The sequence below is a fragment of the Marinovum sp. E3 genome, assembly GCF_055755275.1.
Window position 1 is genome coordinate 17,448 of record NZ_JBVTQV010000009.1, and the last position, 19,912, is coordinate 37,359.

A 19,912-nucleotide genomic window follows, 5' to 3' on the forward strand; every position below is an offset into this window, starting at 1 on the left:
CGGTACCTTCAGAAGCGTGGTTCAACAGAGGAAGACCGATGCCTGTAGAAAAAATGAAACGCATCAAAGCGCCGGATTCCTTGTGCGATATCGCGGCCACGGCCATTCGCGAGGCCATCATCACCGGCCGCTACGGGCTGGGTGAGGCGATCTCCGAGAACTCGCTGTCCGAGCTTTTGGGCATCAGCAAGACACCGATTCGCGAAGCTCTGGCCAATCTCAAGCACGAGGGCCTCGTCTCTATCATCCCGCGAAAGGGCACCTTTGTCTTCACCCTGAGCGTGGATGACGTGGCGCAGCTCGGCTTTTACCGCTTCGCGCTGGAATCCACCGCGCTGGAGCTTGCCATGGAGGGGCACTGCAAGGACCTTCTGACCGCGCTGAAGTCGATCTGCGCGACGATGACAGCGGCGCGAGAGCAGGGCAAGACGCGCGAATACCTGGAACTTGACGGCGAATTCCATGACGCCATCGTCTCGCGCTGTGACAACGTCTACCTGAAGGAAGGCTATCAGGCGATCGCCGGCCGGACAGCGGCGCTGCGGACCCACCTGTCGCAGCATCCGACCCATACCGACAAGTCGATGAACGAGCATATCGAGATGATCGCCCTGCTTGAGCAGGGCGATCTGGCGGGCGCGACGACGATTCTAAAAAAGCACGTGACACGCGGCGAACGCACCTATGCCGATGGCATCGAGGACATCGCCACCGCCAGCCCCGAGGACCGCATCATCCGCAGAAAGCGCACACGATGAGCCGCCGCATCCATCTCGACCCCGTGGGCGGCATTTCAGGCGACATGTTCCTCGCCGCCGTTCTGGATGTTCATCCCCATTGGGCCGCCGAGTTGCCCGGCGTGCTGGAGACGCTGGGGATCGGGGCCAAGCTGCGGCTGGAGCACAGGCCACACGACAACGGCATCCTGACCGGATCGCGGATGCTGATCGAAGAGACCGGGGACGCAGATCACCATCACGGCCACGAACATTACCATCACGTCCATTCCACCTTCCGCGCCATCAAGCAGCTCATCGAAGGCTCCGACCTCGCGCCCGGCGTCATCCACCGGGCCGTCGACATCTTTCGCCTGCTGGCCGAGGCCGAGGCGCAGGTCCACGGCACCAGCATCGAGGACGTCGCCTTTCACGAGGTCGGTGCGCTCGATTCCATCGCCGACATCACCCTCGCGGCGCATCTGCTGGAAAAACTCGGCGCCGATCACTGGTCGGTCGGGGCCATCCCTATGGGGTCCGGCCGGGTGAACACCCAACACGGCCCCCTGCCCGTCCCGGCGCCCGCCACGCTACTATTGCTCACCGGCCTGCCGCTGATCGACGATGGTATCCCCGGCGAGCGCGTCACCCCCACCGGCGCGGCAATCCTCAAACACCTCGCGCCCGAATTCGGCGGCCCGCGCCAGCCGATGCGGTTGTCCGCATCCGGCACCGGGTTCGGAGCCAAGACATGGCCCGACCTTCCGAATATCCTGCGCCTCAAGGAATTCGAAAGCCTGCGCCCCACTCTCGCCGACAGAGTCTCGGTCCTGGAATTCGAGATCGACGATCAGACGCCCGAAGACCTCGCTGTCGGGCTAGAGGCGCTGCGCGCGACCGAGGGCGTGCTCGACGTGATCAACGCGGCGGTCTGCGGCAAGAAAGGCCGTCAGGCCCAAGCTATCCGCATCCTCGCCCGCCCCGAGCGGCAGGAGGAGGTGATCCGCGTTTGCTATGACCAGACCACGACGCTGGGTGTCCGCCATCACCACGTCGACCGCAGCACCCTGCCCCGCCGCGCGGCGCAACAGGACGGGTTGCGGGTCAAACTGGCCGAGCGGCCCGGCGCCACCACGGCCAAGGTCGAGATGGACGATCTGATGACGCATCATCCCAGCCACGCCGAGCGCAACGCCGCCGGGCATCGCACGGCCGCAGCCGCGATTGCCGCGCAGGACGAGGAGGCCACCACATGAGCCTGCACGCCCTGCAACACCGCCTCCGCCAAATCGGACCCGCCGCAATCGCCGTCAGCGGCGGAATCGACAGCCTGACGCTGGCCTGCGTGGCCGCCGACCTCATCCCCGACAGCGTAATCTTCCACGCGGTATCGCCAGCCGTGCCCGAGGCCGCGACCGCCCGGGTCCGCACCTTCGCACAGGATCGCGGCTGGCACCTCAACGTGATCGACGCGGGGGAATTCTCGGACATGCACTACCGCGCCAACCCGGTGAACCGCTGCTTCTACTGCAAGACGAACCTCTACGGCAGCATTGCCGCGAAGACGAAGTCGCCGATCCTGTCCGGCACCAACCTCGACGATCTTGACGATGTCCGCCCCGGCCTGATCGCCGCGAAGGATCACAACGTCCAGCATCCCTATGTCGACGCCGGCATCGACAAACCCGGCCTCCGCCGCATCGCTCGCGATCTCGGGCTGGGCGACATTGCCGACCTGCCCGCCGCCCCCTGCCTGTCGAGCCGCGTCCTCACCGGCCTGCGGATCGAGCCCGGCGAGTTGCAGGCTATCGACCGGGTCGAGAGCCGCCTCAGGCCGATGCTGCCCGGCGCGGACGTCAGGTGCCGCAGGCTTGCCGGTGGCTACAAGTTGCAGGTCTCCGCCGACGTTCTGGACCGGATGCAACCCTCCGAAACCGAAGCGATCCTTGCCGCGGCCACGGCTGCGCTTGGCCACGAAGGCACGCTGCTAGGGCTGTCCTCATATCGGCGTGGCAGTGCGTTCGTGCAATGAGCGGTGCCGGCGGGATCGTTCTGGATGACGCCCGTGCCGGGCGGATCGGCTTTGACGAGGCCATCCTCTGCGAGCAGAAGACCGTGCCGCAGATCGCGGAGATCGCCAGCCGCAGCCGCGACACGGTCGGGCGGCGGTTGTTCACACGTCTGAGCGCGGAGAAATTCGCCGCGCTGCCGCCTGACCTGTGCGGCGCAATGATCTATGACGCGCAAAGCCGGACGGCGGTTCTGGGCGCGACGGCACCCGGCGCCGGGCCGCCCCGTGTCGCCATCGTTTCTGCCGGTTCTTCCGACGCCAATGTCGTGGCCGAGGCGCAGGCGACGCTGGCCTATTTTGGCCAGTCCACCCAAAAGATCGAGGATGTCGGCGTTGCCGGCATCTGGCGACTGCTGGAGCGGGTCGACGAGATTGCTTCCATGCCGGTCGTCATCGCCGTCGCCGGCATGGATGCGGCGCTGCCGACCGTTTTGGCGGGCCTCGTGCCGTCCTTCGTCATCGGCGTGCCGACATCGACCGGCTACGGCGCGGCGCGCGGCGGCGAGACCGCCCTGTCCGCCATGCTGGCAAGCTGTGGACCCGGGCTGACGGTGGTCAACATCGACAATGGCTATGGTGCCGCCTGCGCCGCAATGCGGTTCCTGCGTATGGCCGATCGGGTCAGGCAGGCTGAGGTGCCCCTATTTTCCTAGACACCTGCCTGTTTCATTTTCTTCTGCCTGATTTCGAAGTCAACGGGCGACAGCATGCCGTTGTTTGTGTGCTTACGCTTCGGGTTGTAGAAGAGTTCGATGTATTCGAACACGTCCTGTCGGGCGGCTTCCCGGGTCTGGTATGTGCGTCGCTTGACCCGCTCGCGTTTCAGCAACTGAAAGAAGCTTTCCGCGACGGCATTGTCATGGCAGTTCCCGCGTCGGCTCATGCTGGGTTCCAGGTTATGCTGGTTAAGGAACGTCTGCCATTCCCGGCTGGTAAATTGAGAGCCTTGATCTGAATGCAACGTGACCTTTCCGTCGGGTTTGCGTCGCCAGACCGCCATCAGCAGGGCCTGCAAGGCCAGGTCCGTTGTCATGCGGGACTGGGCGGACCAGCCGACCACGCGGCGCGAGAAGAGGTCGATGACGACGCACAGATACAGCCAGCCCTCCTGGGTCTTGATGTAGGTGATGTCTGTTACCCAGACCTGGTCAGGCTGAGAGGCGCTGAATTGCTGCTCCAGCTTGTTCTCAGCCACGATGGCCGGTTTGCCGCCATAGCGGCCCGGTCGGCGCTTGTAGCCAACCTGGGCGGCGATCCCGGCCAGAGACGCCAGACGCGCCACCCGGTTCTCGGAAATTTGCTCGCCCAGGTCGCGCAGATCATCTGTCAGCTTGCGATAGCCATAGACCTTGCCGCTCTCTGCCCAAGCCTGCCGGATCAACTCGGTCTGACGCACATCCTCCTGCGCACGGTGGCTTAACGGTTCCTTAAGCCATGCATAGAAGCCGGAGAAATGGACCCGCAGAACCCGGCACATGGCCCGGACTACGCCGCCAGGTGCAATGCGAACAGAACAAAAAACAGAATTTTTAGACAAATGTTCACGCGCGCGGTGGTCCGCGTGTCGAAAAACATGTAAGTTCTTGATATTGTTTGGAGGCGAGTACCGGAATCGAACCGGTGTACACGGATTTGCAATCCGCTGCGTCACCACTCCGCCAACTCGCCGCCGTGGTGGTGATCTGCCGGATACCGGATCTCCAAATGCGCTGCAAGCCTAAACGCGCGAAATGAGGCCAGGGACGGCGATCAGGCCGGGGACGCATGACCCTGCACCTGCGCGACGGGGTCAGAACAGGAAATCGTTGGCGGTCATGGGCGGCACGAATTGCACAAGGATTGCCATGTCTCGGACGCCATCGCCATCGGCGTCGACTTGGACCACGGTCGATCCGCCGCCCGCGTGACCACGCGAAAGGCCAGGCCGGAGGCGGTCGAGAAACTGGCGGCGCCCAGAAAATCCAGCGCGCCGCCGCCGACCGGGCTGTCTGCAAAGCTCAGAAAGACGAAGCGGTCGATGCCCTCTTCGCCGAACAGGACGTCGCGCCCCAGACCGCCGATGATGATGTCCCCCTGACCGCCGCGGATAGTGTCGTGTTCCTCGCCACTGTCGATCAGGGCAATTGTCCTGGCTGTATCGACCCTGCGGAAGCTGCTCACGCTAGCGGATTAACTTGAGCAGGTCCGGCTGCGATGATGCCATTGTGCGGTCACTCGCGGATGATGCGAAGGCTCTTTGGCGAAATCAGCGAGGCTCGTTTGCCTTTGACCTGCCCCCCGCAAAATCCCTCACCATGATGTAGAGTCTGCGCCAACTCTGAAGGAGCAGACGAATGCGTAAGAGCCGTTTCACCGAGGCGCAAATCATCGGGATGATCAAAGAGCAGGAAGCCGGGATGCCGACAGCGGAGGTGTGCCGTCGGCACGGCCTGAGCCCGGCGACTTTTTACAAGCTGAAGTCCAAGTATGGCGGCATGGAGGTGTCAGAGGCCGCGCGGCTGAAGGCGCTGGAAGATGAGAACGGCAAGCTGAAGCGGCTGCTGGCAGACACGATGCTCGACAATGTGGTTCTGAAAGACCTGCTGGGAAAAAGCTGACGGCACCGAAGGAGCGGCGAGAGGCAGCGCTCAATGCGATGCGGGATCATGGCATCTCGCAGCGCAGGGCCTGCCGGCTTGTCGGTGTCGACCCCAAGACGGTCCGGCGCGAACGCCCGCCCGACCATCCTGAGATCCGCCAGGAGATGAAGGAGATCGCTGGCAGACGCCGCCGGTTCGGCTACCGGCGGATCGGCGTGCTGCTTGAGAGAAAAGGCATGATCATGAACCACAAAAAGCTTTACCGCCTCTACCGAGAGGAGGGCCTTGCAGTGAAACGACGGCGGGGCCGTAAACGCGCCCGGGGCTCGAGAACGCCAATGCCTGAAGCCACACAGACCAACCAGCGCTGGTCCCTGGATTTCCTGTCGGACAGCTTCGGGGCGTCGCGGAAGTTTCGCATCTTGGCCGTGAATGATGATTGCTGCCGGGAAAACCTGTGCCTGGCGGCAGACACCAGCATTTCAGGTGAGCGAGTTGCCCGAGAACTGGACGCGCTCGTCCGGATCTACGGAAAGCCTGCTTGCATTGTCAGTGATAACGGCACGGAATTCACCAGCCGGGCAATCCTGAGATGGGCCGACAGGAACGGCGTGGATTGGCATTACATCGACCCCGGAAAACCGCAGCAGAATGCCTTTATCGAGTCATTCAACGGCAGCCTGCGGGACGAGCTTCTCAATGAAGAGCTGTTCGATACCCTCGACGATGCCCGCCGCAAGCTGGCGCTGTGGCGCTACGATTACAACAACGTCAGGCCGCACTCTTCGCTGGGGAACAGAACGCCAAAGCAAGCGCGGCAGGCGCTTGAGCTATTTGAGGGCTCCGCGCCTGCCACGCTTGCCAAGCCCGAAACCGACGACTACCAAAATCAAACCGGCAGACTCTCGTCATGAGCGAGGGACCAGCGGGGGGCAGGTCAGGGGCAGGTCATCGGGTTTCGCGGAACACAGTGCGCAAAGTGATCCGGACGGGTGCCACGGAGTTCAACTATGATCGCACGACGCAGCCTCGTCCGAGGATTGCCCCTTGGCGGCCGGAACTGGACGAGATGCTGGCCGAGAATGCCCGGCGGCCGAAGCGGGAACGCCTGACGCTCGTCCGGATTTACGAAGAGCTGCGCAACCGGGGTTACGGCGGCGGCTACGATGCCGTGCGGCGCTATGCGGCCGGCTGGTCAAAGGCCGCTTCGACGGCCTTGCACATAATGAGGCGTCAGCTTTCCAATTTCATCCCGATCAAGAGATGAGAACACTGCCGGATGGTCGTTTGGAGGTCAGATTCTCTTCCGGCGGTTTACTTGAACTGTCCTGGCACCTGTTCAGATGGGTCCGTTGCGTTGTTGGGTTCAGGTCGGTGAAAGCGTGTCACGCCTTGTTCAGGCGACCTTTTTCTTATCATCGAACAGATTCCTGACGAAGGCTATCTCGTTGGCGACGCCCTGCTCGCATCCTGCGAAATGACCGTTGCGGATGGCGCGGAACGTTTCGACCCCTTTCAGGGTGGCTTTCGCAGAACTCAGGCTTTGAAGTCCGCGCATCGGCGCCAGTCGATACTTGAGCACCGCATGATCGCCTTCAATCCGATTGTTGAGATACTTCCTGGTGACATGGCGAATTGCGTCTTCCGGACCCGAGCGGGCATTCCACTCGCCGATAACCTTCGCGTAGCTGTGAGCCTTGTCGGTCACGTTGGTTAGAGGATGATAGCAGCGGACGGTGTCCGATGCCTGGCGCATGAATGCCCTTGCTGCACTGGCCGTTCGCCGCGCCGTCAGGCGGAAATCGATCAGTTGGCCACATTGGTCGACAGCACGCCAAAGATAGCACCATCGGCCATTCACGCGGACGAAGGTTTCGTCAACATGCCACTGCAGGCCGCGCCAGCTGCGGTGTCGACCGTAAGCGCGTCTGCGGATTTCGGGAGCAAACTTCTGCACCCAACGGTATATCGTGGCCGCGTCGATCGTGATCCCACGCTCGGCAAGAAGATCGCGAACGTTGCGATAGGACAGCGGATACCGGCAATACCACCGAACGGCGAGCAGGATCACATCTTTCGGAAATCGATAGCCTTTGAACGGGTCACGACACGGCATGGCGGCTCCTCCTCGCAAGCAAGATCGCACCGACCACCTGCATAATGCAAGGGACCCGTATCCACAGAGGATCAGACCCCCCTGCCCCAGTCTGAAGCCCTGCGATCTGCCGGATGCGTAGAGATCTTTGACGAGCATGCCTCAGGCGGCAATCGCGCCAGACCGGTGCTTGCGCGGGTGCTCGAACGGATCAGCAAGGGCGACACGCTGGTCGTCGTGCGGATCGACCGGCTTGCGCGGTCTCTGTCGCATCTCTTGGAGGTAATCGAGCGGCTGGAGGCAAAGGGTGCCTTTTTCCGTTCGCTCCAGGACCCGATCGACACATCCTCCCCACAGGGTAAGTTCACGCTCCAGGTGCTGGGCGCCGCCGCCGAGTTCGAACGCGCCCTGATCCGCGAACGCACCAAGGCCGGGCTGGCCAGCGCGCGCACCAAAGGGCGTGTCGGCGGCAACCCCGGGCTGCGCGCCAGGGATCCGGCCGCTCTGCGCAAGGTGCGTCTTGCGCGGCAGGACGGCTATGTGGAGCGCCTCAACGAGACGGCACAGGACTGGGTGCCACATGTGCGGCGCCTTCGGCCGGACATGGCCTGGGAGGACGTGCTGCGGATCATCAATGGCCCCCTGCCCCATGATCGGCGCTGGACGCAAAGCCGCTTGCTCCGCGCAGTAAAAGCCTATGTGCGTGACGGATTTCTTCCTGCCGACGTGCTCGCCCGTGCCGGACGTCGCGCGACTGACGACCGCTTGCCCGCCATTGTCGCAGCTAACAAGGGAGCGGATCCCGACATCACGCTGCAAGCAATCTGCGACCGGTTGGAGGCGATGCGCGAACGCACCCCGCGTGGGCGAACCCGCTGGCAGCCGTCCTCTGTCAGAATGCTGCTGGAGCGGGCAAAGCGCCTCGGCCTGTTGTAGGCGCTTATGGTGGGCAAACTGCTCTTGTCGCTCGGCCATAATCTCCCAGAATCATCGCCTCAATCGGACTGAAACCACCGAAATATCCAACAAAGGCTTAGGCTTAGTTCGCACGACCAGAAAATCTCTTGAAGGATACCAGCCTCGCCAGATGTGGCCTTTTTCGTTAGTAGTCAATATGTTACAATAAAAAGGCTCCGCGCGTCTGCATTGATGCTGTGGATAACTTTTCCACTATATTTAGATTCTTCTTGCCGGACTCAGATGTTCGTGGCATTTCCATTCTGACGGCAAAACGCGTCAGACGTGGCTTCGACCGTCAGAATGATAAAGAGCCTTAGCAAAGGCCATGAGAGGCGGCAGAATATGGATGATCGAAATACGGGCTTCGCGCAAGGCATAGGCTCTTCTGACATCGGAGCGTTCGCAGACAGTCTTGCTGAGTCGCTTGACCGGCAGATGAAAGTTGCGTTCGAGCCAGAAGAACGAAAATCCCTGCGCCGCTTCAGCTCTACCGAGGTCGCTGAACTGCTGCGCGTCAGCACGTCGAACCTGCGCAACCGCCACAAAGATGGCAGTTTCCCAGAAGTTCACACTGACGGTCGCGGCCACAGGTTCTACACGGCCGAAGACGTTGACGAACTCCGCAACATTTTGGCGCGGACGGGGAAGAACGCTGACGCATACCGCCCCGGCCGTCGAGAGGGCGACCGCCTTCAGGTCATTTCGGTCGTGAATTTCAAGGGCGGCAGCTCGAAGACAACGGCGACGATCCATTTGGCAAACCGGTATGCCCTGCGCGGCTACCGTGTGCTTGTACTGGACCTCGACCCTCAAGCCAGTTTGACAACCTTTTTCGGCTTCCGGCCCGAGCTCGAATTTGCCGAAGGCGGCACGATCTATGACGCCCTGAGGTACGAGGATCAGGTTCCACTTTCTGAGGTAATCCAGAAAACATACTTCCATAAGCTCGACATGGTCCCGGCCGGCTTGATGTTGTCCGAATACGAGACCGAGACAGCGAACGCGCTCGCGCGCAGGGTTCAGCCGATTTTCGCGGAGCGTCTGGCGCTGGCGTTGGAGGAAGTCGATTCCAACTATGACATCGTGCTGATCGACTGCCCCCCGCAGTTGGGTTTCCTGACATTGACGGCATTGGCAGCGTCGACAGGCCTGCTCGTGACGGTGGTTCCCGGCATGCTCGACATCGCCTCGATGAGCCAGTTCCTCAAACTTGCTTCAGAAACTGTGAAAGCCGTCGAAGAGGCGATTGGACGGCATGTCACCTGGGACTTCGTGAAGTTCCTGATCACACGCTACGAGCCCTCGGACGGGCCACAAACGCAAATGGCTGGGTACCTGCGTTCAATCCTCGCGGGCCAGGTCATGACGGAGCCGATGCTGAAGTCGACAGCCATCTCCGACGCCGGGATGACTCAGCAAACCATCTACGAGGTAGACCCGAGCCAGCTCATTCGGAAAACGATCGATCGGGCAACGACCAGCATGAACAGCGTTGCTGATGAGCTGGAACAGACAATCCAGATGTCATGGGGGCGTCGCTGATGGCCCGAAATATCTTCAACCAACCTCCGAAAGACGAGAAAGAGCCGGCGGCCCCCTCCCCTGCCCCGGTCAAATCCACGAAGCTGCCTGGCTCGGTTGGCGGGTTGCGGGATTCTCTCCGAGAGATCACCGCCAACTCGATCCGAGACATCGAGCCCGACCGGATCGATATGGATGGCCTCCGGGATCGCCTGATCCTGGAAGATAGCACCATTGAAGAACTCGCCGAGAGCATTCGCAAGCATGGTCAGCAAGTGCCGATCATGGTTCGCCCCTCAGAGCAACCGGATCGATACCGCATCATCTACGGCCGTCGCAGGCTTGCAGCCATTCGAAGAATTGGCGGAACGGTCAAGGCTATCGTTCGGACACTCGATGACGATGCCTCTCTGATCGCGCAAGGCCAGGAAAACAACCTGCGACTGGATCCGTCCTTCATTGAAAAGTCTCTTTTCATCAAAGAGATGCAAGAAGCCGGTTACAAGCCGGGCGTCATTCAGGACGCTCTGGGCCTCACCCGGCAAGGCGTGTCGAACCATCGTGTGGTCATCGGTCAGCTGCCCGACGAGCTTGTCCCGCTTATCGGCCCGGCTCATGGCGTGGGTCGACGGCAATGGGGTGATCTGGCTGCACTTTCAGAGAAGATACCGCTTGTCGATATTGCGCGGGAGACGCTTGCCGCTCTCCCTGACACCACTCCAAGCTCAGACAAGTTTCAAGCTGTCTACGTCGCGTGCACCAGCAAAGCGCGTGGCGCGGCCAGCCAAAGCGCCCGTGGCCAAACAACGGTGGTGAAAGACAAAAGTGGTAACCCTGTCGGCACACTTTCAGTCGATGGAAAACAGGTCGCTATCAAGATCACCCGCAAGGATAACCCGGAATTCGGCCATTGGCTCGAAGAGCGCGCAGAAACCACGCTGCGGCAGCTTTTTGAACAATGGCAGAATGAGAGAGGCTCGGGGGCCTGATCCCCGTTAACAACTATAAACACGAGCAGAGGAGAAAGGCGAAGGCCAAAAAGAAAAGAGCCCCCCAAGGTTTCCCCCGGAGAGCCCTCATCATCTGATTTGCACCTGTGATGTAGCAATCTCCGACATACCGGTCAAGAGTCACCACTTCGGTGGACGGCTTTTTGTTGCCTTTTCTCGCCTGAAACTGCGGGAAGAGCCGGGAAAGTTGTGGGCCGCAACGGTCGTCGTTCAAAAAACATGGCATTCACAAAACTTTCCGTTCAACCTTTGGGCGTCGGCAAGGGTCCCTCCCCCACGTCCACACCCGAAACCGACATCTGGGCTATCTTCCGAGCCCTCAGAGACACACGTAGCCTGTTCGGCCTCCGTCCCGGACATGTTCAAACCCTCCAAGCGATGTTGAGCTTTCTCAAGCCTGGGCATGGCGACACAGTATTCGCGTCCAACGCCGAGATCTGCCGTCGAATTGGCGGCATCGATGAACGAACGCTCCGCAGGCACATCGATCGCTTTGTCGAACTCGGCTTTATGAATCGTCACGACAGCCCAAATCGAAAAAGATACCGAGTAAAGTCTTCGGAAGGTCTATCTATCACCTATGGCCTGTCGCTGACTCCTTTGTTGGCGCGTGCCAGCGAGCTACTTGCGGCGGCGCAAGAGATGGAAAACGCACGCCGCGATCGCGTATTTCTGCGAAAGAAAATCCTGACCAGACTCGCACATCTCGACGAAGCTGACCCCGAGAACGAACTCACTCATCAGGTACGCCGAGTTCTTCGGAGGAAGCTTTCGATCAATGAGTATCGTGCCTTGCTCGGCGAGCTGGAAGGTCATTGCGAGCAGATGTCCACCGCGGTGGACGCACCGGATACAATGAAACTGCCCGCCAATGACGGACAAATTGACCGGCACCATTCTACGTCTGAAAAAGAACAAAAAGATCTAGATAACGCGAGTGACAGCGGAGCACCCGCTCTGCAAATGCTCACAGCCATTTGTGACCAAGCCACATCTTTCGCTACGAGCTCACTTGGAAACTGGCTCGAGGTCGAAAGCCATGCCAGGACACTCGCTCCAATGATGGGAATCCACGAAAGCGCCTTCGAAAAGGCTGCGAGGAAGATCGGCTCTCAGAAAGCATCCTGCGCCATTTTCATAATTCTCCAAATGGGCACGCGTATTCGAGACTTTGGAGCGTATTTCCATAGCATCACGCTTGGTCGCAGACAGGCCGACTTCAATCCATTACTCTTGTTGGAGAGGCTTTCTCGTTCAGAGGCATCCTTTGCATGACGACCACCGCGGTGGACATGTTTGGAGGTGGAGAAGCGCTGTGAAAAAGAGAACGGGAAGTGAGATCGAGAAAATGGCGCGCGACTGGTTTGAAGGCCCTGCTTTGCTCGAGTGTCTGGTCAGCGAGAAACTTCGGGCTGAAGCTGAAGCCATCGCGACCGAGAGCCAGAAGTGGGTCGAGGTCTCGCTCGACCTGCCTTATGGCTACAGCCACGGATTGCGCCGGCTATCCGAAGACACGGCGCCGATGACGGACGCCGAAGGCACGGCCTATGCCAAACCTCTTGCCGAGTATCAGGCGCTTGAAGTGGAATACGAGGCGCAGGATGAATTCCCCGACGAGATCGACGCGCGGCCGCTGATCTTTGGTGTAGATAAGATCGGGCGGGCAGGGGTCTTTGTGACGCTTGATCGCTCGGGCGAGCTTGCCGTTTCCCCGGGCTTTATGTGGCCCGAGGACGAGCTTCGGGAAGACGCCGATGTCCACAGCGGTGGACAGGCGGCAGAAGGGCAGGGCGCTGAGCTTTCAGCGGCAGGCAATGTCGATCGCATCGGGCAAAGCAGGGTGATCACCTCTGCTGGTCAAGCGCTTGGCGCGAACGACACAAAGGATCAAGAGGTCTGTTCGGACAGTATCGTCATGAATTTCTGAATCGACGCCGAAGGCCGTGCGCCAGTCCGCCACGCCACGCCCGCCGGGGTTTCCCAGATCGTCTGGTTCAGTCGCAACTCTTCCAACCCCATCGAGTTTGCCAGCGGCAACATCCGGTCCGGGACGTGAGCGATATAATGACCGTTGCGCAGCCCCTGAAGCAGGCTGTGAATTGATGTGGTCTCGAACGCGATATTCGGGGGCGACAACCCGTGGCTGGCGAAAAACGAAGCAATGCGTTCGTTGCCAACATAGTCGCTGCGCAACATCATCCACGGGTAGCCATGGATCGCCGCCGGGCTCAGATCGCGACGCTTGGCCAGGGGATGCGACGGATCGGCGATCAGGACATGGCGCACATTGATGAGCGGTTGCTTGGCAATCTCAGGGCGGTTCGGAAAGTCGAGCGATACGCAGATGATGTCCAGATCGCCGTTCAGCAGATCGGGCACCAGCGTATCGATCACGCCACCGAGCAGTGAGATATCGACATCCGGGTTCTCGCGCTGGAACCGGGCGATGATGGGCGGCAGGATCGCCACCAGCCAGATCGGCCCCGCCCCGATCCGGATGGTACCCTTTCGCCCGCCCTTCAGGTCGTCGATCCGGCTGAGGGCGTGGCGGTATTCGTTCTCCATGATCTTGGCGTGATGCTGCAACACGCTGCCAAAACGGGTCAGCGAAACCCCGGTGGACGTGCGTTCGAAAAGAGTGACGCCCAGGTCCGCCTCGAGCTGCTTGATCGATTTGGTCAGCGCAGGCTGACTGACGTTGAGCGCGGCGGCGGCCTCGGTGATCGAGCTCTTGTCGGCCACCGCCAGAAAACTTTTCAGCAGGCGCGATTGCATGGGGCCTCCTCCGGGCTGGCCGCAATCTATCATATCCGCTGATTATGGCCAGAGGCCGTTTTCGGCTGAAATCCCTGCCTTTCGGTTATGGTGAGGCTCAGTTGCCGGAAACGCCCGCCTTTCGCGCTGCGGCCAACTCGGCCTCGTCCCAGAAGCCCAGAAAGATGCCTTTTTTCATGTCGCCGCCCGCGCGCCGCGCGATCTCGGCATCCGAGATCGTAGTGCGGGAATGGTGACGGCGATACCAGGCGTTCAGCCGGTCCATCAGCCGTGCGCGCGTTTTGACATGGGTTGTGTCTTCGCCCAGGTCGTGCAATTCCTGCGGATCGGCCGCGAGGTCGTGCAGCATCGGGCGGAAGCCTTCGGCGTGCATCAGCTTGTAGCGACCGTCGAATATCATCGCCAACCGGCATTCCCCGATTGGCTGGTCCAGCGACAGGCGCGTGGACTTGAAATCATAGTCGTATTCGCTGATCACATGGTCGCGCCACGGGCCCTGTTGCCCGTGTAGATGGCCGATCAACGAGCGCCCTTCGAGCACTTCGTAGCGCGGCTGCCCTCCAGCGGCTTGGACGAATGTCGGCACCAGGTCGATCGCCTCGACAAGCGCGTCGCTGACGGTGCCGCGGGTGGTGTCGGCCTCGGCGCGTGGATCGACGACGATCAGCGGCACCCGGGACGAGCAATCGTGAAACAGCTCCTTTTCGCCCATCCAGTGATCGCCAAGGTAATCGCCGTGATCCGAGGTCAGCACGATCATGGTAGTGTCGCGCTGGCCGGTGTCGTCGAGGTATTTCAGGAGCCGCCCGATCTCGTCGTCCAGCTGGCCAATCAGGCCCATGTAGGCGGGGATCACAGTGTCGCGCACCTCATCGCGTGAGAACGCCTGGCTGACGCGCTTCTTCTGGTAGTCGCCGAAGATCGGGTGCGGATTGTCGCGCTCGGACTCGGCGCGCACCGGCGGCACCACGTCCTCGGGGCCGTACATGTCGTGATAGGGGGCAGGGGCGACGTAGGGCCAGTGCGGCTTGATATAGCTGACATGCAGGCACCAGGGCGCATCGCCCGCCTGTTCGAGATAGTCGATGGCACGGGTCGTTGTCCACGGGGTCTCGGTATCTTCGTTCGCCACACGCGCGTGCTGCCGCGCGTATTTCAGCAACCATCCGGAGCGCAGGGTGCCGTCGCTGTCCTCGGCCGCATTCGCCCATTCATTCCAGGGGTTTGACCCGTCATACCCCTTGCTGCGCAAATAGTCCTGATAGGGGGTGGCGACGCCGTCCATCGATTCCGGCAGCTCGCCGTCGTGGCGTAGCCAGGCGTCGAAGCCGCATTCGCTCAGCCTTTGGCCCACCGTGCTCTTCGGGTCGATCCCCAGCCGGTCCATGCCCGCCCTGTCGGGGGCCATGTGGGTCTTGCCGCAGAGCACGGTGTTCATGCCGAGCGGCCTGAGGTGATCGCCCAGGGTCATCTCGCCCACGGGCAACGGCACGCCGTTCCAGGTGGCGCCGTGGCTATGGGTGTACCGACCGGTGTAGAAGCTCATCCGGCTTGGCCCGCAGATCGGCGATTGCACGTAGGCCCGGTCGAACCGAACGCCACGCGCGGCCAGCGCGTCGATATTCGGGGTGCGGATTGTCGGGTGGCCGGTGCAGCCGAGGTAGTCGTACCGCAGCTGGTCGATCATCAGAAACAGGATGTTCACGCGGGCCTCTCCCTTGTTTTCGACGTCAGGGGTAACACCCGGCACGGCGGAGCGTCCAATAGATAACAGGGCGGATTTCATGCGAAATAGTTATGCAGTCTGCCGGAAAGCCAGCCGTATCGCGCCAGAAGGCTGAGGTTTTGCATGCATGGCATTCTAAAAAGTTATGGATATGGCCCCAGTTGATATTGGCCCATCTGCCCGCCGATCCGTAGAAGTTCAAGCCAACAGGTCCGCGTAACGGGCCTTCGCACTCAGGATGGGAGGTTCCATGTCCGGCCACACCGAAGCCGCAACCGGCCTAGTTTTTCACGAACTCAGCCACGAATGGGGTCACGGCGTGCCCTCGCTTCCCGGTTTTCCCGACGTGACCCTCTATCGCAGCGTCAAGCACGCGCAGCACGGGGTCATGGCGCATCGCATCAAGACCGTGCTGCACACCGGCACTCACCTGAACGCGCCCTTGCACCTGATCCAGAAGGCGATCGGTGTGGGTGAACTGGCGATGGAGCGGCTGTTCGGAAATGGCGTGATCCTGTCGATCCCGAAAGGCCAGTGGGAGCTTGTGACCGCCGCTGATCTGGAACCTCACGCCGACCGCATCTTGCCCGGCGCGCTGGTGATCATCGTCACCGGCTGGCACGAGAAGTATTCGGAATCGCTGGAATATTTCGGGGATGCGCCGGGGTTGTCCGTTGATGCCGCCGAATGGCTGGTGGAAAAGGACGTGGGCCTGGTTGGCGTGGATACGCCGCAGGTCGACCATCCGCTGGCCACCTCGCTCGGCCCCAACCGGGGCGGGCCGACGATGAACCGGCTGACCCAGAAATACATCGACGAGACCGGCAAGGACCCGAAGCAGGAACACCCCGTCTGGAACGGAGCGCACAAGGTGCTGCTGGCGGCGGGCATTCCCACCATCGAGCAGGTTGGCGGCGACGTGAACGACGTGCTGGGCAAGGGGGCGCTGATCCACGCGCTGCCACATTGGAAATTCGACGGCGGCGATGCCTGCCCGGTGCGGCTGGTGGCGATCAACGATCCCGGCGGCAAGAACCGGATCGAACCAGGAAACACGGACTGAGGGGGAAAGACCATGGCAGAGACACAAACCCGCAACGGTCTGCGCTATTACAACCTGTCGCATCGCTGGGGCCACATGATGCCCGAGTGGCCATCGAGCCCTGGCGTGAACGTCACGGTGAACAAGTTCCACGCCAAGGACGGCGTGTTCATGACCGAGTTCGAGGGCATCCTGCACCGTGGCACCCACATGGACGCGCCGCTGCACGTGACCGAGAACACGCCGACGCTGACCGGCTATGACGTCTCGCGCTTTTTCGGCACCGGCGTCGCGGTGTCGATCCCCAAGAAGAAATGGGAGGTCATCACGGCGGAAGACCTGGAAAACGCGACGCCCAAGATCCAGCCCGGCGACATCGTGATGATCAACACCGGCATGCACAAGAAACTGGCCGACAGCGACGAATATTATGCATATTCTCCTGGTATTTACGCTGACGGCGCCGAATGGCTGGTGGAGAAGGGCGTCAAGATGGTGGGCTATGACGTGCAGGCGAACGATCACCCGATGGCGACGAAACTGGTCGATCACGGGCTGGGGCCGACCCATCCGCACCTGATCGACGAATACAAGGAATACACCGGCCGAGACGTGAAAGAGGATTTTCCCCATTGGGAAGCCGCACACAAGATCCTGATGGTGAAGGGCGGCATTCCGGGGATCGAGAACGTGGGCGGCGAGCTGGATCTCGTGACCGGCAAGCGCTGCACCTTCATGGCCTTCCCCTGGCGCTGGCCCGATGGCGAGGGCAGCGGCGTGCGGGTCATGGCGGTGATCGACCCCGACCAGAAATTCACCATTCCGACGGGGGCCTGAGATGAGCGAAATCACACCCACATTGCGCGACCCGCTTTCGATGTTCGACGTGCGCGGCAAGGTCGCTGTCATCACCGGTGCCTCCGGCGCGTTCGGCCGGGCCTGCGCGCTGACATTGGGCGCGCTTGGCAACAAGCTGGTGTTGGTCTCCGGCTCCGAGCAGGAACTGGCCGAGGTGAAAGCGGAAGTCGAGGATGTAGGCGGCGAGGCGGTCACGCTCAAACGCCGCCCCGACAGCCTTGAAGACGCCGAGGCCATCCGCGACTTCGCGCTCGAAACCTACGGCAAGATCGACCAGTTGGTGATCGCCTCTGGCTACAACAAGGCCGGGTTCATCCAGGATCTCAGCTACGAGGACTGGCAGGCGGTGATGGATGCCAACGTGCGCGGCGCGTGGTTCATGGCCAAGGCGATCGGCACCTATTGGATCGAGAACGAGATCAAAGGCAAGATGCTGATGATGTCCTCGGTCCGGGGGCGGCATGGCAATATCTCAGGCTATACCGGCTATTGCACGTCGAAGGGCGCGACCGATGCGCTGACAAGGGTGCTGGCGACCGAATGGGGGCAGCACGGCATTACCGTCAATTCCATTGCGCCCACTGTCTTTCGCTCCAAGCTGACCGCCTGGATGTGGAGCGACGATCCCGTGGGACAGGCCACCAAGAAACGCTCTGCCGCACGCATTCCGCTGGGCCGTCTGGGCGAGGCCGAGGATCTGATGGGCATGGCGCTCTATCTGCTGGCTCCGGCGTCGGATTTCTGTACCGGGCAGATCATGTATGTCGATGGCGGCTTTACGGCGGGCTGAGCGATGACGACACCGCAGGACATCGCGATTGTCGGCGCGGGCCTCATGGGCCATGCCATCGCCTATGCGCTGGCCTCCGCCGGCCATCGGGTGCGCGTGTTCGACCGGTCGACCGAGGCGCTCACAGCGCTCCCCGAGCGCCTCGCCGGGATCGCCGACTTGTTCGGCGATCCCCCCCATATCGCGCAATCGGTGCAAGCGGCTTCCAGCCTGGCCGAGGCGGCGGAAACGGCCACGCTGGTGATCGAAGCGGCGACCGAGAACCTCGCGGTCAAGCAATTCATCGTCGCCGAACTGGAAGCGACGGTTGCCCCGGAGGCGATCATCGCTTCGAACACCTCGGCCCTGCCGATCGGGCGGATCGCCGAAAAGGCGCTGCATCCCGGACGGGTGGTCGGCACCCATTTCTGGAACCCGCCGCACCTGGTGAAACTGGTCGAGGTTGTCGAGGCCAGGACCACCCGGCGCGATACGGTGAAGCGCACGATGCGCCTGCTCGGCGCCGCCGGGTACAAGGCGGTACACGTAAAGAAGGACGTGCCGGGCTTTATCGGCAACCGCCTGCAACATGCGCTCAAGCGCGAGGCCATCGCGCTGGTGGCGAATGGCGTCTGCGACGCGGAAACCGTCGATGACGTGGTGAAATACGGCTTTGGCAGCCGTCTGGGCGTGCTGGGGCCATTGGAGCAATCCGATCTGGTCGGGCTCAACCTGACGCAGGCCATCCACGAAACCCTGATGCCCGACCTTGACTGTACGTCCTCTCCGCACCCGCTGCTGGAGCAACTCGTGGCCGAGGGCAAGCTGGGCATGTCGAGCGGCGAGGGCTTTTACAAATGGACGCCGGACAAGGCCGAAGCCGTCCGCAAACGCCTGCGCGATGCCTTGATCGCGCAAGCCAGATCAAACCAAAACTAGGAACAAGACCCATGGCGATCAATTCATACTACCCGGTCCCCGAGCTCGAGGAATACGCCGAGCGCTTCAAGGAATTCTTCAAGTTCAAGCGCGAGAACGGCATCCTCGAAGTGCAGATGCACACCAAGGGCGGCCCGGTGAAGTGGAGCTATCAGATGCACCACGCCCTGGCCGAGCTCTGGACGGTGATCGGCCACGACAAGAAGAACGAAGTGCTGATCCTGACCTCGTCGGGCGACAAGTGGATCAATGAATGGGATGTCGAAAGCTTCAAGGAAGTCGAGCAATCGCCCGACGACGACCAGCGCTATGACGTACAGATCTATGACACGCTGAAGATCGTCGAAAACTTCGTCAACGACATCGAAATCCCGACCATCGCCGCGATCAACGGCAAGGGCATCCATTGGGAAATGTGCATGATGAGCGACATCACGCTCTGCACCCCCGATTTCATATTGCAGGACGATCATTTCGGAATGGACTCGGGTCACGTGCCGGGCGACGGCATGGGGCTGTGTTTGCAAGAGATCCTCGGCATCAAACGCGGCAATTACGCGATGCTGACCTGCCAGTCCTTCGATGCGCAGAAATGCCTGGAACTGGGCGCGGTGAACGAGGTGGTCGAGCGCGACCAGATCGTCGAACGCGCCTGGGAATTGGCGCGCGACATCATGAAGAAAAGCCGCTCGTGCCGCCGGATGACGCATTACATCTGCGTGCGCCCCTGGAAAGCCGTGGTCGAGCGGGACTTCCGCATTCACGTCATCAGCGAGATGTATTCCTTCAACCTGTCGCATTCGGAGCATGACTTCGAATACATCAAGTACGACGAGGACAAGTAGGATCGT

At 61.3% G+C, this 19,912-nt stretch carries 18 protein-coding genes, 1 tRNA gene and 3 pseudogenes; 16 read left to right on the forward strand and 6 right to left on the reverse strand.

Features of this window, described 5'->3' with window-relative positions:
• Positions 1-53: 53 nt before the first annotated feature.
• The 4 genes from AC0J5K_RS22995 to larB are packed head-to-tail and all read left to right on the forward strand — an operon-like array spanning position 54 to position 3,440.
• A complete protein-coding gene (locus AC0J5K_RS22995; RefSeq protein WP_074840535.1) occupies positions 54-758 on the forward strand; it encodes a GntR family transcriptional regulator in 705 nt (234 codons plus the stop codon).
• The gene (larC, locus tag AC0J5K_RS23000) at positions 755-1,972 is read left to right on the forward strand and encodes a nickel pincer cofactor biosynthesis protein LarC (protein ID WP_074840533.1); all 1,218 of its coding nucleotides are present in this window, start codon (positions 755-757) and stop codon (positions 1,970-1,972) included. Before AC0J5K_RS22995 ends, larC begins: the two co-directional genes overlap by 4 nt.
• A complete protein-coding gene (larE, locus tag AC0J5K_RS23005) occupies positions 1,969-2,748 on the forward strand; it encodes an ATP-dependent sacrificial sulfur transferase LarE (protein ID WP_074840531.1) in 780 nt (259 codons plus the stop codon). Before larC ends, larE begins: the two co-directional genes overlap by 4 nt.
• Positions 2,745-3,440, forward strand: coding sequence for a nickel pincer cofactor biosynthesis protein LarB (larB, locus tag AC0J5K_RS23010; RefSeq protein WP_074840529.1), 696 nt, complete (start codon positions 2,745-2,747; stop codon positions 3,438-3,440). The genes larE and larB overlap by 4 nt, the downstream gene beginning before the upstream one ends.
• On the opposite strand, the pseudogene AC0J5K_RS23015 reads toward larB, so the two are convergent.
• The 3 genes and pseudogenes from AC0J5K_RS23015 to AC0J5K_RS23025 all read right to left on the reverse strand — a co-directional run.
• Positions 3,437-4,273: pseudogene (locus tag AC0J5K_RS23015) on the reverse strand (IS3 family transposase); the annotation flags it as partial. The gene larB and the pseudogene AC0J5K_RS23015 sit on opposite strands and share 4 nt — an antisense overlap.
• Before the next feature lie 108 nt (positions 4,274-4,381).
• A tRNA-Cys gene (locus AC0J5K_RS23020) sits at positions 4,382-4,455 on the reverse strand.
• A 144-nt stretch (positions 4,456-4,599) separates the two neighbouring features.
• A complete protein-coding gene (locus tag AC0J5K_RS23025) occupies positions 4,600-4,947 on the reverse strand; it encodes a hypothetical protein (protein ID WP_085851860.1) in 348 nt (115 codons plus the stop codon).
• A 173-nt stretch (positions 4,948-5,120) separates the two neighbouring features.
• Here AC0J5K_RS23025 and AC0J5K_RS23030 point away from each other — a divergent pair.
• Positions 5,121-6,280 (forward strand): IS3 family transposase gene (locus AC0J5K_RS23030; protein ID WP_350185620.1). Its coding sequence is split into 2 segments (ribosomal slippage): positions 5,121-5,379 and positions 5,379-6,280, totalling 1,161 coding nucleotides; the frame shifts between segments, so codons are not numbered across the junction.
• A gap of 38 nt (positions 6,281-6,318) precedes the next feature.
• Positions 6,319-6,582, forward strand: a pseudogene (locus AC0J5K_RS23035) (IS21 family transposase); the annotation flags it as partial.
• Positions 6,583-6,762: 180 nt separating this feature from the next.
• On the opposite strand, the gene AC0J5K_RS23040 reads toward AC0J5K_RS23035, so the two are convergent.
• Entirely contained in the window at positions 6,763-7,482 is a 720-nt protein-coding gene (locus AC0J5K_RS23040; protein WP_274563404.1) for an IS6 family transposase, read from the reverse strand.
• A 57-nt stretch (positions 7,483-7,539) separates the two neighbouring features.
• Between AC0J5K_RS23040 and AC0J5K_RS23045 the strand changes: the two are divergent.
• From AC0J5K_RS23045 to AC0J5K_RS23065, 5 genes and pseudogenes are all read left to right on the forward strand, one after another.
• Positions 7,540-8,397: pseudogene (locus tag AC0J5K_RS23045) on the forward strand (recombinase family protein); the annotation flags it as partial.
• A gap of 366 nt (positions 8,398-8,763) precedes the next feature.
• The gene (repA, locus tag AC0J5K_RS23050) at positions 8,764-9,963 is read left to right on the forward strand and encodes a plasmid partitioning protein RepA (protein WP_274563406.1); all 1,200 of its coding nucleotides are present in this window, start codon (positions 8,764-8,766) and stop codon (positions 9,961-9,963) included.
• The gene (gene repB / locus AC0J5K_RS23055; protein WP_274563408.1) at positions 9,963-10,931 is read left to right on the forward strand and encodes a plasmid partitioning protein RepB; all 969 of its coding nucleotides are present in this window, start codon (positions 9,963-9,965) and stop codon (positions 10,929-10,931) included. Before repA ends, repB begins: the two co-directional genes overlap by 1 nt.
• A 240-nt stretch (positions 10,932-11,171) precedes the next feature.
• Entirely contained in the window at positions 11,172-12,227 is a 1,056-nt protein-coding gene (gene repC, locus AC0J5K_RS23060) for a plasmid replication protein RepC (protein ID WP_274563410.1), read from the forward strand.
• 40 nt (positions 12,228-12,267) lie between these two features.
• Positions 12,268-12,879 (forward strand): hypothetical protein, encoded by a 612-nt coding sequence (locus AC0J5K_RS23065; protein WP_274563411.1) that lies wholly within the window; start codon positions 12,268-12,270, stop codon positions 12,877-12,879.
• Here AC0J5K_RS23065 and AC0J5K_RS23070 read toward each other — a convergent pair.
• The gene (locus tag AC0J5K_RS23070; protein ID WP_274563413.1) at positions 12,840-13,727 is read right to left on the reverse strand and encodes a LysR family transcriptional regulator; all 888 of its coding nucleotides are present in this window, start codon (positions 13,725-13,727) and stop codon (positions 12,840-12,842) included. The two genes, AC0J5K_RS23065 and AC0J5K_RS23070, sit on opposite strands and share 40 nt — an antisense overlap.
• A 97-nt stretch (positions 13,728-13,824) precedes the next feature.
• Positions 13,825-15,432: a sulfatase-like hydrolase/transferase gene (locus AC0J5K_RS23075; RefSeq protein ID WP_274563415.1), complete on the reverse strand. Its 1,608-nt coding sequence runs from the start codon at positions 15,430-15,432 to the stop codon at positions 13,825-13,827.
• A gap of 271 nt (positions 15,433-15,703) precedes the next feature.
• On the opposite strand from AC0J5K_RS23075, the gene AC0J5K_RS23080 reads away from it, so the two are divergent.
• From AC0J5K_RS23080 to AC0J5K_RS23100, 5 genes are read left to right on the forward strand one after another with little or no spacing between them, the layout of a single operon-like run.
• Entirely contained in the window at positions 15,704-16,516 is an 813-nt protein-coding gene (locus AC0J5K_RS23080; protein ID WP_274563417.1) for a cyclase family protein, read from the forward strand.
• Positions 16,517-16,528: 12 nt separating this feature from the next.
• Positions 16,529-17,332, forward strand: a complete 804-nt coding sequence (locus AC0J5K_RS23085) for a cyclase family protein (protein ID WP_048534788.1) — start codon at positions 16,529-16,531, stop codon at positions 17,330-17,332.
• Between the two features lies 1 nt (position 17,333).
• Positions 17,334-18,143: an SDR family NAD(P)-dependent oxidoreductase gene (locus AC0J5K_RS23090; RefSeq protein ID WP_274563426.1), complete on the forward strand. Its 810-nt coding sequence runs from the start codon at positions 17,334-17,336 to the stop codon at positions 18,141-18,143.
• Between the two features lie 3 nt (positions 18,144-18,146).
• Entirely contained in the window at positions 18,147-19,061 is a 915-nt protein-coding gene (locus AC0J5K_RS23095; RefSeq protein WP_274563428.1) for a 3-hydroxyacyl-CoA dehydrogenase family protein, read from the forward strand.
• Between the two features lie 11 nt (positions 19,062-19,072).
• The gene (locus tag AC0J5K_RS23100; protein ID WP_048534783.1) at positions 19,073-19,906 is read left to right on the forward strand and encodes an enoyl-CoA hydratase/isomerase family protein; all 834 of its coding nucleotides are present in this window, start codon (positions 19,073-19,075) and stop codon (positions 19,904-19,906) included.
• Positions 19,907-19,912: the final 6 nt, after the last annotated feature.

Excerpts from the sequence above, each read along its gene's own strand:
- AC0J5K_RS22995 (WP_074840535.1), top strand. The coding sequence starts at position 54 with ATGAAACGCATCAAAGCGCCGGATTCCTTGTGCGATATCGCGGCCACG.
- larC (WP_074840533.1), top strand. The coding sequence starts at position 755 with ATGAGCCGCCGCATCCATCTCGACCCCGTGGGCGGCATTTCAGGCGAC.
- larE (WP_074840531.1), top strand. The coding sequence starts at position 1,969 with ATGAGCCTGCACGCCCTGCAACACCGCCTCCGCCAAATCGGACCCGCC.
- larB (WP_074840529.1), top strand. The coding sequence starts at position 2,745 with ATGAGCGGTGCCGGCGGGATCGTTCTGGATGACGCCCGTGCCGGGCGG.
- AC0J5K_RS23040 (WP_274563404.1), bottom strand. The coding sequence starts at position 7,482 with ATGCCGTGTCGTGACCCGTTCAAAGGCTATCGATTTCCGAAAGATGTG.
- repA (WP_274563406.1), top strand. The coding sequence starts at position 8,764 with ATGGATGATCGAAATACGGGCTTCGCGCAAGGCATAGGCTCTTCTGAC.
- repB (WP_274563408.1), top strand. The coding sequence starts at position 9,963 with ATGGCCCGAAATATCTTCAACCAACCTCCGAAAGACGAGAAAGAGCCG.
- repC (WP_274563410.1), top strand. The coding sequence starts at position 11,172 with ATGGCATTCACAAAACTTTCCGTTCAACCTTTGGGCGTCGGCAAGGGT.
- AC0J5K_RS23070 (WP_274563413.1), bottom strand. The coding sequence starts at position 13,727 with ATGCAATCGCGCCTGCTGAAAAGTTTTCTGGCGGTGGCCGACAAGAGC.
- AC0J5K_RS23080 (WP_274563417.1), top strand. The coding sequence starts at position 15,704 with ATGTCCGGCCACACCGAAGCCGCAACCGGCCTAGTTTTTCACGAACTC.
- AC0J5K_RS23085 (WP_048534788.1), top strand. The coding sequence starts at position 16,529 with ATGGCAGAGACACAAACCCGCAACGGTCTGCGCTATTACAACCTGTCG.
- AC0J5K_RS23090 (WP_274563426.1), top strand. The coding sequence starts at position 17,334 with ATGAGCGAAATCACACCCACATTGCGCGACCCGCTTTCGATGTTCGAC.
- AC0J5K_RS23095 (WP_274563428.1), top strand. The coding sequence starts at position 18,147 with ATGACGACACCGCAGGACATCGCGATTGTCGGCGCGGGCCTCATGGGC.
- AC0J5K_RS23100 (WP_048534783.1), top strand. The coding sequence starts at position 19,073 with ATGGCGATCAATTCATACTACCCGGTCCCCGAGCTCGAGGAATACGCC.